General features: G+C 27.6%; 16 protein-coding genes. 14 read left to right on the top strand and 2 right to left on the bottom strand.

From position 1 onward, the window contains the following. The first annotated feature begins 23 nt into the window (after positions 1 to 23). From KQI18_RS00275 to KQI18_RS00250, 6 genes are all read left to right on the top strand, one after another. The gene (locus KQI18_RS00275; RefSeq protein ID WP_216465496.1) at positions 24 to 1046 is read left to right on the top strand and encodes a branched-chain amino acid aminotransferase; all 1023 of its coding nucleotides are present in this window, start codon (positions 24 to 26) and stop codon (positions 1044 to 1046) included. Between the two features lie 185 nt (positions 1047 to 1231). After that, positions 1232 to 2293, top strand: coding sequence for a 3-dehydroquinate synthase (gene aroB / locus KQI18_RS00270; protein WP_216465495.1), 1062 nt, complete (start codon positions 1232 to 1234; stop codon positions 2291 to 2293). Continuing rightward, positions 2293 to 3669 (top strand): 3-phosphoshikimate 1-carboxyvinyltransferase, encoded by a 1377-nt coding sequence (gene aroA, locus KQI18_RS00265; RefSeq protein ID WP_216465494.1) that lies wholly within the window; start codon positions 2293 to 2295, stop codon positions 3667 to 3669. Before aroB ends, aroA begins: the two co-directional genes overlap by 1 nt. Next, the gene (gene aroC / locus KQI18_RS00260) at positions 3647 to 4729 is read left to right on the top strand and encodes a chorismate synthase (protein ID WP_216465493.1); all 1083 of its coding nucleotides are present in this window, start codon (positions 3647 to 3649) and stop codon (positions 4727 to 4729) included. The genes aroA and aroC overlap by 23 nt, the downstream gene beginning before the upstream one ends. Beyond that, positions 4730 to 5005, top strand: coding sequence for a chorismate mutase (locus KQI18_RS00255; protein ID WP_216465492.1), 276 nt, complete (start codon positions 4730 to 4732; stop codon positions 5003 to 5005). 117 nt (positions 5006 to 5122) lie between these two features. Then, positions 5123 to 5782, top strand: a complete 660-nt coding sequence (locus KQI18_RS00250; RefSeq protein WP_216465491.1) for a B3/4 domain-containing protein — start codon at positions 5123 to 5125, stop codon at positions 5780 to 5782. A 99-nt stretch (positions 5783 to 5881) separates the two neighbouring features. On the opposite strand, the gene KQI18_RS00245 is transcribed toward KQI18_RS00250, so the two are convergent. Beyond that, positions 5882 to 6997: a tyrosine-type recombinase/integrase gene (locus KQI18_RS00245; RefSeq protein WP_216465490.1), complete on the bottom strand. Its 1116-nt coding sequence runs from the start codon at positions 6995 to 6997 to the stop codon at positions 5882 to 5884. 483 nt (positions 6998 to 7480) lie between these two features. Here KQI18_RS00245 and KQI18_RS00240 point away from each other — a divergent pair, with 483 nt between their 5' ends. The 4 genes from KQI18_RS00240 (at position 7481) to KQI18_RS00225 (ending at position 11518) form a co-directional block, all read left to right on the top strand. After that, positions 7481 to 8176 (top strand): response regulator transcription factor, encoded by a 696-nt coding sequence (locus KQI18_RS00240; RefSeq protein WP_236887576.1) that lies wholly within the window; start codon positions 7481 to 7483, stop codon positions 8174 to 8176. Beyond that, the gene (locus KQI18_RS00235) at positions 8173 to 9645 is read left to right on the top strand and encodes a sensor histidine kinase (RefSeq protein WP_216465489.1); all 1473 of its coding nucleotides are present in this window, start codon (positions 8173 to 8175) and stop codon (positions 9643 to 9645) included. The genes KQI18_RS00240 and KQI18_RS00235 overlap by 4 nt, the downstream gene beginning before the upstream one ends. Further along, positions 9638 to 10798, top strand: a complete 1161-nt coding sequence (locus tag KQI18_RS00230) for a hypothetical protein (RefSeq protein ID WP_216465488.1) — start codon at positions 9638 to 9640, stop codon at positions 10796 to 10798. The genes KQI18_RS00235 and KQI18_RS00230 overlap by 8 nt, the downstream gene beginning before the upstream one ends. Positions 10799 to 10933: 135 nt before the next feature. Continuing rightward, the gene (locus KQI18_RS00225; protein ID WP_236887575.1) at positions 10934 to 11518 is read left to right on the top strand and encodes a GNAT family N-acetyltransferase; all 585 of its coding nucleotides are present in this window, start codon (positions 10934 to 10936) and stop codon (positions 11516 to 11518) included. Between the two features lie 182 nt (positions 11519 to 11700). On the opposite strand, the gene KQI18_RS00220 is transcribed toward KQI18_RS00225, so the two are convergent. After that, entirely contained in the window at positions 11701 to 12558 is an 858-nt protein-coding gene (locus KQI18_RS00220; RefSeq protein ID WP_216465487.1) for a YitT family protein, read from the bottom strand. Between the two features lie 199 nt (positions 12559 to 12757). Between KQI18_RS00220 and KQI18_RS00215 the strand changes: the two genes are divergently transcribed. The 4 genes from KQI18_RS00215 (at position 12758) to KQI18_RS00200 (ending at position 16267) form a co-directional block, all read left to right on the top strand. Next, complete coding sequence (locus tag KQI18_RS00215; protein WP_216465486.1) at positions 12758 to 13075, top strand: Fe-S cluster assembly protein HesB; 318 nt, start codon at positions 12758 to 12760, stop codon at positions 13073 to 13075. Between the two features lie 466 nt (positions 13076 to 13541). Next, the gene (locus KQI18_RS00210; RefSeq protein WP_216465485.1) at positions 13542 to 14261 is read left to right on the top strand and encodes a hypothetical protein; all 720 of its coding nucleotides are present in this window, start codon (positions 13542 to 13544) and stop codon (positions 14259 to 14261) included. Positions 14262 to 14414: 153 nt separating this feature from the next. After that, on the top strand, positions 14415 to 14954 hold the full coding sequence (locus KQI18_RS00205) for a hypothetical protein (protein ID WP_216465484.1): 540 nt from the start codon (positions 14415 to 14417) through the stop codon (positions 14952 to 14954). Between the two features lie 239 nt (positions 14955 to 15193). Continuing rightward, positions 15194 to 16267: a uroporphyrinogen decarboxylase family protein gene (locus KQI18_RS00200; protein ID WP_236887574.1), complete on the top strand. Its 1074-nt coding sequence runs from the start codon at positions 15194 to 15196 to the stop codon at positions 16265 to 16267. Positions 16268 to 16279 lie beyond the last annotated feature (12 nt).

The following is a 16279-nucleotide window of genomic DNA, read 5'->3' as shown; positions in this document are numbered from 1 at the left end:
ATAAATAATAAGGAGGAAACAACATGCAAAAGAAAGATATTGAATGGTCAGAATTAGGTTTTGACTACATGAAAACAGACAAAAGTTATGTTTCTTATTGGAAAGATGGTAGTTGGGATGATGGTTCACTAGTAGATGGTGATACAGTAACAATCAACCAAGGTTCTACTTGTTTACACTATGGACAACAATGTTTCGAAGGTTTAAAAGCTTACACTAATAAAGAAGGTGGAATCCAATTATTTAGACCTGAGGAAAACGCTTTGAGAATGCAAAGAAGTTGTAAAAGACTTTTAATGCCAGAAGTTCCAGTAGATAAATTTGTAAATGCTTGTATAGAGCTTGTTAAAGCTAACGAAGCATATGTTCCACCATACGGAACAGGTGCAACTTTATACCTAAGACCATACGTTATAGGTGTTGGAGAAAATATAGGTGTTAGACCTGCTAAAGAGTACATATTCGGTATATTCTGTATGCCAGTTGGACCATACTACAAAGGTGGAATGTCTCCAGTAAACTACATGACTACTAACTTTGATAGAGCTGCAGCTCATGGTACTGGTAAAGATAAAGTAGGCGGTAACTATGCAGCTAGTTTACTTGCTCATGAAGAAGCAGTTAAAAAAGGTTTTGCTGACTGTATATACCTAGATCCAGCAACTCATACAAAAATAGACGAAGTTGGAGCAGCTAACTTCTTTGCTGTAACAAAAGATAACAGATTTGTTACTCCAGAATCTTCTTCAATACTACCAAGTATAACAAAATTATCTTTATTACATGTTGCAAAAGAATACTTAGGAATGGAAACAGCTCAAGAGGCAGTTTACATTGACAAACTTGACGATTATGCAGAAGCAGGAGCTTGTGGTACTGCTGCAGTTATAACTCCTATCGGCGGAATCGAGCATGAAGGAAAAATGCATGTATTCTACAGTGATACAGAAGTTGGTCCTGTAGTTAAAAAATTATACGATACACTTTATGGAATCCAAATGGGCGATGTAAAAGCTCCAGAAGGATGGATAACTAAAGTTAAATAATGAAAATTATTTCAAAAGGAGAATTCAAACGAATTCTCCTTTTTTATTTGCAACTAGTAGGAGCTAGATGTTCTAGCTCTTTTAAATTATCTAAATTAGTGCGCTGAAATTGTAGTAATCAATAAAATATGATACGATTATGACAGGAAATATTAATAAATGAATTTAATTAAGGAATGATATAAATGAAGAAAGAAGTATATGTAGGTTTAGCAAATAACGCATATTTTATAAGAATTGAAGAAGGTATATTAGATACAATAGGAGAAAAATTAAAAAAAATTCATTCATGTAGAAAAGCAGTGATTATTACAGATGAAAATGTAAATAATTATTATACAAATAAAATAGAAAGTTCTCTTATTAGACATGATTATGATGTAAATACGATTGTTATTAAACCAGGAGAGATGTCTAAATCATTGGATAGTTTACCAAAAATATACAATAGATTGATAGATTTTGAAGTAACTAGAGATGATATTCTTATTGCCTTGGGTGGTGGTGTTGTCGGAGATTTATGCGGATTTGTTGCTTCATCTTTTTTAAGAGGCATACCATTTGTACAAATACCTACATCGCTATTAGCTCAAGTAGATAGCTCTGTAGGTGGTAAAGTTGGTGTTAATTTAGATAGAGGTAAAAATTTAGTAGGAAGTTTTTATAATCCAAAAGCTGTTTTTATAGATCCAATAGTTCTAAACACATTATCAGATGAGTATCTTAAGGACGGGATGGCAGAAGTCATAAAATACGGATGCATTAAAGATAAAGAGTTTTTTTATATGTTAAAAGCATTAAAAAATAGATATGATATTATGGAAAATATAAATGAAATAATTTATCACTGCTGTACTATTAAAAAAAATATGGTAGAAGTAGACGAAAGAGATTTAAAAGAGAGAATGATTCTAAATTTTGGACATACTCTTGGACATGCGATAGAAAAATACTACAATTTTGAAAAATATACACATGGAGAAGCGGTTGCGATTGGCATGTATAATATGGCATTACTAGGTGAAAAGAAAGGCCTTACTAAAAAAGGAACTTCAAATAAAATTAGAGAGATCCTAGCAGAACAAGGCTTACCATATGAAATGGATGTAAGTTTAAAGTTTATAATGGAATATATAAAAAATGACAAGAAAAATATTGGATCAACACTTAAGGTAGTATTGCTTAAAGATATAGGTGATAGCTTTATATACGATACTACGCTTGACTTCTTTGAGGAGGAAATTTAATGACAAACATAAGGTTATATCCTTCGAGTTTAGCAGGAGAAATAGTAATTCCACCGTCTAAAAGTATTTCACATAGAGCGATTATATGTGCATCACTTACAAGTGGAATAAGTAAGATTGAAAATATAGATTTTTCAGATGATATTATGTCTACAATAGGAGCTATGAAAAAACTTGGTGCTGAGATTACTGCTAAAGGGGATTGTCTTTATATACAAGGTCTTATGACAAATCGAATAAAAGGAACATTATTCGATCATAAATTAGAGAAATGTACTACAAATGATCATTTTAATGATTGTTCAAACCCTAATGATGTATTATATAAAAATAATATTGAAACAGTAGATTGTAGCGAATCAGGGTCCACTTTAAGGTTTATTGTTCCGATTTTTTCGGCATTATCACAGCCTGCTAGATATATCGGAAGAGGAAATCTAGGTAAGAGACCGCTAAGCATTTACTATAATATATTTAATGAACAACATATTAGATATAAATATAAAAAAGATGAGCTCGATTTAACTGTTTTAGATAAACTAAAACCAGGTGATTTTTATGTTGAGGGTAATGTTAGCTCACAGTTTATATCGGGACTATTGTTTGCATTACCTATTCTTTCCGCCGATTCTAAAATTATTATAACTACTGAATTTGAGTCGAAACCTTATTTAGATTTAACTTTATCTGTGTTAAAAGTATTCGGAATAGATATCGTAAATAATGACTACAGAGAATTTATTATAAAAGGAAAACAGCAGTATAAATGTTGCAATTATACTGTAGAGGGTGATTATTCACAAGCAGCATATTTCCTTTGTGCAAATGCCCTTGGAGCAGATATATCTATCAAAGGATTAAAAAAGGATAGTCTACAGGGTGATAAAGAGATAATAAGTATATTAGAAAGAATGGGCACTTCAACTGAAATAAATGAAGATAAAATCTATAATAATACAAAACAAATTGAAGAAATTAAAATAGATGCATCCCAATGCCCTGATATTATTCCGATAGTTTCACTTGTTGCAGCTCTTAGAAAAGGTGAAACTAAAATACTAAACGCACATCGGTTAAAAATTAAAGAATGTGATAGACTTGAAGCAACTAGATTAGAGCTTCTTAAATTAGGAGCTAATATTAAATCTACTGAAGACAGTCTGGTTATAAATGGAGTAGATGAACTTCGTGGAGGAGTAGATGTTTGGAGTCATAATGATCATCGTATTGCAATGATGCTTTCGATAGCGTCTTGTTTTTGTAAGAAAGCTATAATCTTATTAGATAGTGAATGTACGTCTAAATCTTACCCAAACTTTTACAAGGATTTCGCTGAATTAGGAGGAAAATTATATGAGTGGAACATGGGGAAATAACATAAAAATATCAATATTTGGAGAGTCGCATGGAAATGCAATAGGAATTAATATTGATGGTCTAGATCCAGGTATAGAACTGGATTTAAGTGAAATATATACAGAAATGTCTAGAAGGTCTCCTGGAAAAAGCCATCTTTCATCAATAAGAAAAGAATCAGATATGCCGGATATTGTAAGTGGCTATTTTGAAGGTAAAACTACTGGAACACCTTTATGTGCAATAATAAATAATGAAGATAAAAAGTCAAAAGATTATAGTAAAATTAAAGATTTAGCTAGACCCGGACATGCTGATTATACAGGATATATAAAATATAATTCATTTAATGATTATAGAGGTGGGGGACATTTTTCTGGGAGATTAACAGCTCCTTTAGTTTTTTGTGGTGCAATATGTAAACAAATCTTAAAAAGAAAAGGAATATTTATTGGATCTCATATAAAAAAAATAAACAGTGTCGAAGATGTTAGTTTTGACTTTACGAATATAACAAAAAAGGAGCTCGACGAATTAAAGAACTTAGAGCTACCTCTAATTGATATAACAAAAAAGGAAGAAATGCAAAAGGTTATCACTGAAGCAAGAATATCAAGTGATTCTGTCGGTGGAATAGTAGAATGTGCCGCTATTGGTATAAAACCTGGAATAGGTGATCCATTTTTTGATTCTGTAGAATCTGTGTTATCTCATCTTATGTTTTCAATTCCTGCAGTTAAAGGTGTAGAATTTGGTGTTGGATTTGGAGTAGCTGATATGCTTGGATCAGAATGTAATGATGAATTTTACATTAATAAAAAAGTTATAAAAACTAAAACTAATAATAATGGCGGCATTTTGGGAGGTATTACAAATGGAATGCCATTAGTATTTAAAGTAGCAATTAAACCGACTCCTTCTATTGCCAAAACTCAAAATACAGTTAATTTCAAAGATAATACAAATGAAAAAATATCTATAGAAGGAAGACATGATCCTTGTATAGTACAAAGAGCATTGCCTGTAATTGAAGCTGTCGCTGCAATAGGAATATATGATTTATTTAAAGGGAGCAGATAAATGGACAAATTAAATGTATATAGAAAAGAAATAGATAAAATCGACAAAGAGTTAGTTGGTTTATTTGAAAAAAGACTAGAGGTAGTTTCAAAAGTTGCTAGATACAAAAAGGAAAATAATTTACCTGTATATTATGAAGATAGAGAGAAAGTAGTAATTCAGAAGGTGGAAGAAAACATTGTTAATAAGGATTATTTGGATGAAGCAAATAAGTTTTTTAAATATATTATGGAAATAAGTAAATCTTTTCAAATGCAAAACAATAGTAAAGAATAACAATGCTTTGTTAACATAATAATATTATAGTATAATAATAAAAAATATTTAATAAATATGAATTTATTTGAAATTTGATTTATAATTAAAATAAAGATAATTAAGGAGTGTATAAAAATGAATTTAAAAATTGATTCAAAGCTAAAAGATATATGTCCTAATACATGTATCGGTAGCATAGAGGCTAGAATAAAAGTTAGTGAATCTAATAATGAACTACTAGAATTAATTGATGTTGAGTGTAAAAAAATTGAAGAAAAATATGAAACTAAAGATGTTTCATCAATTCAAAACATTAATGATTCTAGATTCGCTTATAAAAGTATCGGAAAAGATCCTTCAAGGTATAGACTTTCTTCAGAAGCATTATACAGGAGAGTTTGTAAAGGTGATGGACTTTATAAAATCAACAATATAGTAGATATAAATAACTTGATATCATTAAAAAGCGCTTACTCTGTTGGTACATATGATTTAGATAAAATAGTTGGAACGATAACTTTTACTGTTGGCGGTGAAGGAGAAAGTTATAAAGGAATAGGAAAAGGATCAGTAAATATAGAAAATCTCCCTGTATTCATGGATGAAGAAGGGAAGTTTGGCAGCACAACATCAGATTCTACAAAAGCTATGATTAATGATAATACTGTTAGTATACTTATGAATATAATTTCTTTTAATGGTGATAGTGAATTAAATTCATATATAGACAAAGCAGAAGAATTATTGTTAAATTATGCTAATGCAATTATAGTAGAAAAGAAAATAGTGTACTAAGAAAAAACGATCTATTAACTTAAAGTAATAATAAACTTAATCGAAAAACTAGCCAATTAATGGCTAGTTTTTTTAATTTATATAATTATCCTGTCAAAATTAATATGCAAATATACTTTGAGATATTCTTAATTCAATATTATCATTATAATTTTCGAAAAGGTCTGCATACATACTTAATGTAGTCGAAACACTAGAATGTCCGATTCTTGTAGAAATAACGTTTCCAGAAATTCCGGCTTCTATTAATATAGATACATGAAAATGTCTTAATTCTTGAAAAGTTACTTCTGTCAATTTGTTTTCTTTGATAAAACTCTTTAATTTTCTACTGATAACGTCTTCGGCAATAGGATTAGCTTTATCATCGTAAAAGAGGAGTTTTTGTCTAATGCCTAATGAATTTTTTACATTTTTCTTATTTGCATCTTCTTTTAGTTTTCCTAATTTATCCATGATTTCGAATGGTACACTAATTGTTCTAACTATATTTCTTGATCTTGGCTCTTTTAAAACAACAGTGCCGTTTTCTCTAACTGAAACTTTATCAATTTTAATAGTACTATTATTGAAGTCAACGTTGTTCCAAGTAAGCCCTAGGATTTCGGAGAGTTTAAGGCCAACTCCACTTGCTAAATATAAAGGTATTTCTAATAAATTATCTTTTGAACTTACAAGTAGTTCCTTTATATCATTTTTATTGAAACTTCTTTTAGTTATATTTTTAGATTCCTTATTATTTATTCTTATAAATTTAGCAACATTTTTATTTAATAAACCGTGATCAACAGCAAAATCCAAAGATAGCTTTAAAATGTTCAAATGTAAATTTAATGTATTCGTACTCAGTGAACTCCTTAGTTTATCCATATATTCAAGTATGTCTTCCTGTTTTAATTTGTTGATTTTTATATTTCCTAACAACGGATTAATGTATTTCTCAAAAATCCTTATGTAATAGTTATATGAAGAAGGGGATAGGTCTTGTTTTCTTTCTGACAAATACTTCAACATTAACTCATTAATAATCATATCATTTACAATAAGCTCATCGTTTAATATGCTACTTTTTAATTCAATCATTCTTTTGGTAGCGTCTTTTTTCTTTTCAAAGGAACCCATATTTTTTTGTTTTCTTTTACCCGAATTTGATTCTTTGTATTCTAAGTATACTATATAGTTTTTACTTCGTTTACGAATAAATACACTTCCCATAATCTGTCACCTCCTATTAGGGCTATTTATATTATAGCATTGCAGGATGAAAAAACAAAATTTAACTGAAAAATTACTGACATTAATAATTTAATAACTTTTAAATATTGATATACAAAGAAAAAAATCGATTTAAAAAATAAAACATAAAATATGTATATTTATTTTGCAAACCATTGATATTCCTTGTAACAAAAAAATTACAGAGGTATTATATTAATGTTACATTGATGTTACATCGATAAATTATACTTTAGTAAGTAATGATTTGGTATTATAAAGGAAAGGTATAGGTATAATCTTGAACTTTTTTCTCATTATTTTACAATAAAAATAATAAATACATTGAAGAATTAATTATAACACTACGGAGAAAATAACTATAGGAATAGTAAGTAAAAGTCATTTTGAGAAAAAATAGAGGATATAAAATTTTACTAGATTGAAAGTGAAAAATATTGAACATAGAAATGAGGAGGAATTTTGAAAAAAGTATTAATAATAGAAGATGAAGAAAACATTTCAGATTTGTTAGACTATTCTTTAAGCAAAGAAGGATATGACGTTAGAGTAGCATCAAATGGTAAAGCAGCTTTTCAAATTATTGATTCCTACAGTCCCAATTTGATAATTCTAGACTTAATGTTGCCTGATATTAGTGGACTTGACATTTGTAAAGAAGTAAATACAAAGAGTTCAATCCCAATAATTATGTTGACAGCTAAATCGGATACAGTAGATAAAATATTAGGGTTTGAATTAGGTGCAGACGATTATATAACAAAACCGTTTAACATCAGAGAGGTTATTGCTAGGGTTAAATCAATATTTAGAAGAATTGAGTTATTATCGACTACTTTAGATAAAAAACATGATATTGTAAGGTTAGAAAGCGGACTCCTAATTGATAAAAATCAAAGATACGTAAAGTATAAAGATGAGTTAATAAATTTAACTAATAAAGAGTATGAGCTAATTATGTATTTTATTGACAATAAGAATAGGGTTCTTTCAAGATCTCAGCTGTTGAAAGGAGTATGGGGCATTGATTTTGAATGTGAATCTAGAACTGTAGATATTCATATTCAAAGATTAAGAAAAAAATTGGGAGATTATGATAGAATCCAAACTGTTATCGGAACAGGTTATAAATTATGTGATAAGGATGTAAACATATGAAAACATCGATTGCTAATCGCATAATGATATTTTTTTTAGGAATAATATTTTTCGTAATATTTTCTATAGTTACTTTTAACGAAGCAATTTTACAAAAAAACAATGAACTTATTATAAAAAATGAAGTTAATGCAACAGCTAAAAGTATAAATATATATATTGAGCAATATATAAAATTAAAAGATCTTCAACTCAATAATGCGTCATTTGCTGTTGAAGCAATGAATATATCTAAAGATTTGAGTTATCGTTTAGAGAATACGGTTTTCATATATAGTGCTAAAGGTAAGCTTATGTATCCATACGATCAAAAAATAAATGAGCCCAACGACGATATAAGTATGAAAAAAGCTCAAAAAGGTAAGTTATCTTACACAATAAAGCATCATAGATCTAATACTAGAGTGTATGTATCTTATCCAATAATTAATAATAGTAAAATAATAGGAATCATAAGATTTGAAAATGATTATTCTAAGTTATATAGAAGAAGCAATGATTTTCTACAACAGGTAGTTGTATTTTCTATATTTATATTTATTTTAAGTATAATAATTGCATATTTTATATCTAATCAATTGACTAAGCCATTAGTAGAGTTATCAAAAAAGACTAGAGAAATAGCTATGGGAAACTTTGATATCGATATAGATATTAACTCGGATGATGAATTAGGCAAACTAAGTAAAGACTTTAAAACGATGGTAGAGAAAATTCAATTTCAGATAAATATCATAAAAAATGATAGAGACAATATAAAAAAATTATCAGAAAAGCAAAAGAAATTCTTTGATAATGTCACTCATGAGCTAAAAACTCCTATGACATCTATCATCGGATATAGTGAGGTATTAAAGGATAATCAATTTACTGATATAAAGTTTTTTAATAAAGGTATAAATAGAATAATTTCTGAAGCTACTAGACTAAATAGAATGATTGTACAACTTATTGAAATTTCAAAGAATTCTAAGGATGATTTTGATTATGATCTTAAAAAAATAGATTTATCTAACATACTTATAAATATGTGTGATGATATGGTTCACAAAGCAAGAAAGTTCAATATTAGATTAGATCCTAATATTGAAGAAAATATAAATATTATTGCTAATGAAGATAAAATTAAGGAGATGATAATAAATATAATAGATAATTCAATAAAATACGGAAAAATTGATTCTATTATATTTATAAATGTGTGGAAAGACAGTGGATTTGCAAATATAGTGGTTAGAGATAGTGGAGAAGGAATTGCAGAAAATGAATTAGAAAAAATTTTATCTCCTTTTTATAGAATTTCTAAATTAGATTGTAGAGAGCTTGGAAGTACTGGTCTAGGTTTAGCGATAGTAAAGTCTATTGTAGAAGATTATAATGGTGAAATATTCATAATAAGCAAAGTTGGAATAGGAACTGAAGTGTTAATTAAAATTCCAACTATCGAATGGGAGAGTTCACATGAATAAGTCATTTTTTAAAAATAATAAATTTAGTATTGAATTTATAATGTTGCTTTTATCTGTAATTATACTTTCAGTTTTAATTTATATAGGTATAAAATATGAAAAAGGCTATGTAAAAAATTTTGAATATGAATTTGAGGAGTACAATTATGAGAAAAATATATTCCATTCCAAAGAAGGTAATATAAGACTTATAGACTCTCGTTCATTTAATGGAATCGTCACAGATGTTAAAATGTTAGATTACGGTGCTCTAGCAACATATAAAAATAAATCAAACAATGAATGTGGAATTAAATTAATTGATTATAAGAAAAATACTATTAGAAATATTGCGAGATTTAACCTTGATCAAAATCTTATACACTATTTCACTTCTTTATCACCATCTAAAAATATATTGATATATGGAGTAACAGATCAGAAGAAGGACTTAGCAGATTACTATCTTCATGATTTAAAAAATAATAAAACATTTATTGTTGGTACCAATCTAATGTTATTAAATTGGAAACCTGACAGCAGTGGATTTATTGCTATGGATAAAAATAATAATGTAATTGAATATGATATTGAATCTAGAAAAAGTTCTGTAATTCTAAAACTCGATGATAATAAAGATATATATTCATTGATATATTCAAGTGATGCTACAAAAGTTTTTATGTTATGTAGTGAGAGTAAAGGTAAAAAATTTAAATATATGATAATATCATATGACAAAGATAAAAATAAAGCTGAGGTTTTAAGGGAAACTGATAGTTCGGACAATTCATGGATAATTCATGTTGATGTAATAGATGAAAACAATTTAATAATACTTGATACTAAGAATGGAAAAGATAAACTATATTTGTTAAATATAAATAATAAATCAGAAAAAATTATTGAAACAAGTAAATTGTACAAAATATATCTAAATCAAGGTAGAGATAAATTGATAAATATATACAACAGAAGTGAAACGGATAGCGAAATAAGGCTATTTAATATTAAATTTTCTGGAAGTAATATAGATGTATATAAATTTTTCGAGATAGATAATATTAAAGGTTTTATACCATCTTTAGATATTAATAATAATTTCTTTGTATATCCTGCCTATGACAAGAATAATAATAAGAGTATGTTATATTTTTACGAAATATATAAATAATAAAAACTATGAGTTACATCATATCCATTATAAATAATATAGCATATAAAAATAATTTTCTTATATAGTGAACATTTTATACAAAATTTTTATAATCTAATAAAGAGAGCATTATTAAAATAAGGAGAGGATATAATGATGCATAAATATTCTCAAATGAAGCCTTTAGAAAGTAAAAATTGTATACTACGTGAAGTTAGAATGGAAGATGCAAAAGCCATGTATGATTACTATAAGCATGATATAGTAGTTAAATATCTACCTATAGACAGACATACTAGTGTAAGCAAGACTAGAAAATTTATTAAATCTTTTTTTATAGATAATTATGAAAAAGGAAGAGTTGGTCACTATGCTATTATTTCTAAAAAAGATAATAAAGTTATAGGCAATATGGGATTTAATAATATAGAAGTAGATGCTGAAGAAGCCGAGATCGGTATTTGTATTAATCCTGCATATTGGGGGTATGGTTATGCAACTGAAATTGCATATATTATGATAAAATATGGATTCTACGAGTTAAGTTTAAAAAGAATTGTTGCTGAGACATATAAAGATAATGTAAACTCTAAAAAACCACTTATAAAATTAGGATTTAAATATTTTGAGACTGTAAGCAAAGATTTTTCAAAACAAAATATGATTAAAAAGCACTTGAAGTCAAATTACAATGTAAAGAATGAGACTTTGTGTTATAGGTATGAACTAATAAAATAACATTAGACACGATTACAATTTTTAAAATTTTCTACCTTAATATATAGGATAAATAATATACTTTTTATCAAAAGTAAGTTTGATTTAAATAAATATTCAAATAAAAATAGGTCTTAATGAATTTAACTGATCTTTTTTAATAAACATCTAAATTCGTTGTAAGACCTATTTACTATTTATATTTATCCTAAAACTTTAAATCCTTTACCATAGACCTCCTTGACATCAGAAACTATCACAAAGGCCTCAGGGTCTACATCTTTAACTAATCTATTTAAGAACAACTCTTGTTTTTTCGATACAACTACAAATAAGATTTCTTTGCTGTTCTTTGTATATCCGCCTTTACCATCCAGTATAGTTAGACCTCTGTTTAACACTCCAGTTATAGCTTTTCTAACTTTTTCAGGCTCTTCTGATATAATATAAAATGCTCTGGAAGAATTGACTCCTTCTACTATGATATCAGCTACCTTTACTATAACAAGCAATGCCATACCAGAATACAATGCCGTTTCAATGCTTCTATTTACAACACCTGATGCTATAACAATCATACCATCTAGACAACTCATAAAATTTGTGACTTTAATACCTGGGAACTTTTTGCTAAGTATTAAAGCGATTAAGTCAGTACCCCCAGTAGAAGCATCAGATTTAAACATAATCCCTAGGCCTATACCAACTAGCAATCCACCAGAAATCGCTGAAAGAAGAAAATCTTCAGTAAAATTCATTCTTGAAAGCGGATCTGTTAATTGTACTATTGCAGAAAATAATACCGTACCAAATAATGTTTTTAATGAATTCTTAAGACCGAGTATTCTAAAAGCAAGCATTACTAGTGGAACTCCTATAAGCATCATTACAACAGATACAGGAAGACCTGTAATTTTGTTTAATAATAAAGAAAGACCACTAAGACCACCAGGAGCTATTGTATGGGGTTTTAAAAATGCATTTATACCAATACTCATTGAAATGCACCCCAAAACTAAACCTGTCATCTCTACTAAAATAGGCAATTTACGCTTTTCCATAGTATCACCTCCTCATTGGCTCCAATATGATATTATAACAGTAAAAGCATATTTTTAAAAGCTATTTTAACAATAATTTACAGAATAAAAATAATTCTTAATTAATATATCATTTTACATCTTATTATGTTAAATATGGTATAATATTATGTGAAAGAGATAAAAAAATCAATAAATAAATCTGAAAGGAATTGATTATATGAAGGTAACATTACCAGAAACTGCAGCAGAAACTCTAAAAAATATTTTAGCTGATAATAAAGATAAACCAAATAATATAAGAGTTTATTTTGAAGGTGTAGGATGTAGTGGACCGTCTTTTGGACTTGCTCTAGATGAACAAAAGAAAGATGATTTTGCTTACGAAACCGGTGGACTAAACTTTATTATGAATATGGCCGATTACCAAGAATACGGCGATATTGTTATAGAAGATAGTGGATACGGATTTAGAGTAATACCTGAAAATTTTGATGGAACGGGCGGATGCTCAGGTTGTTCAGGTTGTGGAAATTAATATACATTAATATAGTTAATCCTATTCTAATTTTTATTAGAATAGGATTTTTTTATGCTTATTATATTTTCGATTTTGACGGATGTTTATTTATTGCTTTTTATAATAGCATTAGGTTGTCAGACCTAAATAAATTTTATTTAATATATATAGTTTTATTTTATAATGTTTTTAGATATGTTTATACAAATATAACCCATACTTTTGTTAGAATACTTCAAGAGTAGGGGTTTTTTTTATTTAAATCAAAATTAAGTGTCATAATTTGTTAAATTGATTAGAAGTGATAATTATTATATAACTTATTTAAAATATAATATCCATAATCGTAGAATTTTATATTTATTTCCAATAATAAAGTGAACGAAAGTCTTCATATATCGCAAGGATACTAATCATTCACATAGAAATCATTATCTAGAAGAAATTTATAAAAATAAAATGTAACTTTACAGGAGGATTATTTATGATTTTAAATACTTTTTTACCATTGTTTATTTCGGTTACAGCGTTATCTCCATTAAATAGTACAGATAATGTTTTGACAGAATCACAATTAAAAGAAATTTTTCCAGATGCAAATCTTAGAACTGTAATAAAGAGATATATACATCCAGATGAACTTACTATAAGCAGGATAAAATCTTTAGATGGGGAGTTTTATGCTTCGGGAGAAAAAATAACTAATTTAGAAGGAATATCTTATTTAGAAAATATTGATGAATTTATTTTTTGGAATAATAATATTAAAGAATTACCAAACGAAATTAATAATCTAAATGATCTAGATTATATAAATTTAGCAAATAATTATATAACAGAAAATAAAGTTATAAATGAGTTAAAATCAAATGGGGTCGATGTAAATAGCGATTTAAATTTTATAAATGATGTGGAAAATCAATATAAATTGGATACAAAACACCCATCTATAGTAATAAAGGTAGGAGAAAGATTTGATTTAAGAAATGTTTTATCTAAAAATATTGATAATTATTATAAACATTGGGAGGTAACTGATGAACTTCCAAAAGATCTAAATCTAATAACAACTGTAAATAATGATGTTCTTAAGATAGATAATATGATAATAACAGGTAATAAAGTTGGCAAATCTCAAATTAAAGTAGAGATAAATAAAGAGCAAAACTCTGAAGATGCAATAGTAAATGTTAATGTAAAATAAAATTTTAAATAATTAATGTATCTTATAAAAAACTGGCTATTTAACACGGCTAGTTTTTTTTATTATATATTTAAGCCTATAAACGTGTACTTAGAAATATTTCTTTCGTTTAATTCATATTAATAAGTATGCAGTTTATAGGGAGGAGATAATATGCAATTTAGATATTTAAACTGGTATACGCAAGCCATTGGATCATCAATAGGGATACTTTCTTGTATGTTTGGGTATTTACACGGTTATATGTTTGTTTTTATAAATGATCCTAGTAAATATATAGAATCTATAGGTATACTTGGAGTCATATCTAGTTACACACTATTGCCTTTTTGTATACTTACTTTAATTCTTGCTCTTATTCGATCTTATACAGCAGAGATATGTAAAAAGGAATTATTTGGTTTTTCATTTTTATATCTAAATAATAAAATATCAATACTTACAGTTTTACTTGGTATTATTGGAAGTAGACACTTCTTTATATTACCAGCTTTACTAATACTGTTTAATCAGTACAGCCATAAATTTATTAAAAGTGATGAAAATAATGAAGAAATAGATACTTCCATTGATAATACGGAAGAAAATTTTACAAATGTCTCTGAGGATATATCAGAAATTATAGATGAGAATTTGGAATTAGATCAAACAATAGAAATAAAACCACATGAAAACAGTAAAGAATTTACTTAAACTAAAGTGTCGATTTTACATCGACACTTTTTTCTTTTACTAATTTAGTTAAGTAAAAGTATTTATATTATAAAATCTGATTACTCAAATAATACTGTAAAGATAGAAAATTTAAAACTATAGATAATAGTTATGTCAATAAAGAAATAAATAGATTTTAACAATTTGTTTATTTATGATTAATGTTGTAAAGTAATCTCAGAATTGATAAATTTATAACTTAAAAAGGAGGACGAATTATGAATTATAAAATTAATAAAGATCAAATGACTCCAAAAGAAAGAATGCAGGCTTTTGGAGCAGGTAAAGAAATTGATAGAATACCATGTTCACCATTTTTAGGAGAAAGTGTTGCACCATCTTTTGGATATACAATATTTGATTATAATCATTCTATAGATGTCCTTGTAGATGTAGCAGTTAAAAGTTTTGAAAAGTTTCGTCCAGATAGCATTGGATTTGGTCCTGGGCTTCAAGGAATACCAGAGGCTATGGGTAGTGAAGTTTCATTCCCATTAAACAATACGCCTTTTATTAACAAACCCGCTATAAATGATTATAGTGAAATAGGGAAATTAAGACCTATAGATCCATATAAAGATGGAAGAATACGTTACTTTTTAGAAGCTCTTAAAATTACTAATGATAAATTAAGCAAAGAAGTAGGGGTTGGCACTTCTGTAGGTGGTCCTTTTACAGCAGCAGCCTTTATAAGAGGTACAGATAATTTTTTAAGAGATTTAACAAAAAATAAAGAAAAGGCACATGATCTTTTAGAAATAACAACTCAAAGTGTTATAAATTATATTGATGCAGCTTGTGATATTGGATTAACTCCTAGTCTAGCTGAACCAATTGCATCTTGTACTATGATAAGTGGAAAAAACTTCGAAGAATTTGCAAAGCCATACTTAAAAAAATGTATGGATAGGATTATTGAAAGGACTGGTGGAGGATCAACACTTCATATATGTGGAAAAACTAAAAAAGTATGGGGTCATATGGTTGATATAGGAATAGCAAACTTAAGTTTAGATAATATAGAAGATTTAGGTGAATTAAAAGAGGCATACGGAGATAAAGTATGTCTAATCGGAAATGTAGACCCTGTTGAAATAATTATGAGAGGGACTATAGAAGACATATATATGGAAGCAAAGGAATGTATAGTTAAAGGTCAAGATAGCAAGAAAGGGTTTGTATTAAGTACTGGTTGTGATGTTCCTATTGGAACAGATCCTGAAAAAATAGTAGCTTTAATGGATGCTGCAAGAATATTCGGATCTAGAAATATAAATATTAATGAATTATAAAAAGGAGATTAT

The organism is Metaclostridioides mangenotii (assembly GCF_018917235.1).
GTDB lineage: Bacteria > Bacillota > Clostridia > Peptostreptococcales > Peptostreptococcaceae > Metaclostridioides.
Note: the sequence above shows the minus strand (reverse complement) of the source record. Positions and strands in the feature narration are given on the sequence as shown.

Excerpts from the sequence above, each read along its gene's own strand:
- KQI18_RS00200 (WP_236887574.1), top strand. The coding sequence starts at position 15,194 with ATGAATTATAAAATTAATAAAGATCAAATGACTCCAAAAGAAAGAATG.
- KQI18_RS00230 (WP_216465488.1), top strand. The coding sequence starts at position 9,638 with ATGAATAAGTCATTTTTTAAAAATAATAAATTTAGTATTGAATTTATA.
- KQI18_RS00220 (WP_216465487.1), bottom strand. The coding sequence starts at position 12,558 with ATGGAAAAGCGTAAATTGCCTATTTTAGTAGAGATGACAGGTTTAGTT.
- KQI18_RS00215 (WP_216465486.1), top strand. The coding sequence starts at position 12,758 with ATGAAGGTAACATTACCAGAAACTGCAGCAGAAACTCTAAAAAATATT.
- KQI18_RS00275 (WP_216465496.1), top strand. The coding sequence starts at position 24 with ATGCAAAAGAAAGATATTGAATGGTCAGAATTAGGTTTTGACTACATG.
- aroA (WP_216465494.1), top strand. The coding sequence starts at position 2,293 with ATGACAAACATAAGGTTATATCCTTCGAGTTTAGCAGGAGAAATAGTA.
- KQI18_RS00245 (WP_216465490.1), bottom strand. The coding sequence starts at position 6,997 with ATGGGAAGTGTATTTATTCGTAAACGAAGTAAAAACTATATAGTATAC.
- KQI18_RS00225 (WP_236887575.1), top strand. The coding sequence starts at position 10,934 with ATGATGCATAAATATTCTCAAATGAAGCCTTTAGAAAGTAAAAATTGT.
- KQI18_RS00205 (WP_216465484.1), top strand. The coding sequence starts at position 14,415 with ATGCAATTTAGATATTTAAACTGGTATACGCAAGCCATTGGATCATCA.
- aroC (WP_216465493.1), top strand. The coding sequence starts at position 3,647 with ATGAGTGGAACATGGGGAAATAACATAAAAATATCAATATTTGGAGAG.
- KQI18_RS00210 (WP_216465485.1), top strand. The coding sequence starts at position 13,542 with ATGATTTTAAATACTTTTTTACCATTGTTTATTTCGGTTACAGCGTTA.
- KQI18_RS00235 (WP_216465489.1), top strand. The coding sequence starts at position 8,173 with ATGAAAACATCGATTGCTAATCGCATAATGATATTTTTTTTAGGAATA.
- aroB (WP_216465495.1), top strand. The coding sequence starts at position 1,232 with ATGAAGAAAGAAGTATATGTAGGTTTAGCAAATAACGCATATTTTATA.
- KQI18_RS00250 (WP_216465491.1), top strand. The coding sequence starts at position 5,123 with ATGAATTTAAAAATTGATTCAAAGCTAAAAGATATATGTCCTAATACA.
- KQI18_RS00255 (WP_216465492.1), top strand. The coding sequence starts at position 4,730 with ATGGACAAATTAAATGTATATAGAAAAGAAATAGATAAAATCGACAAA.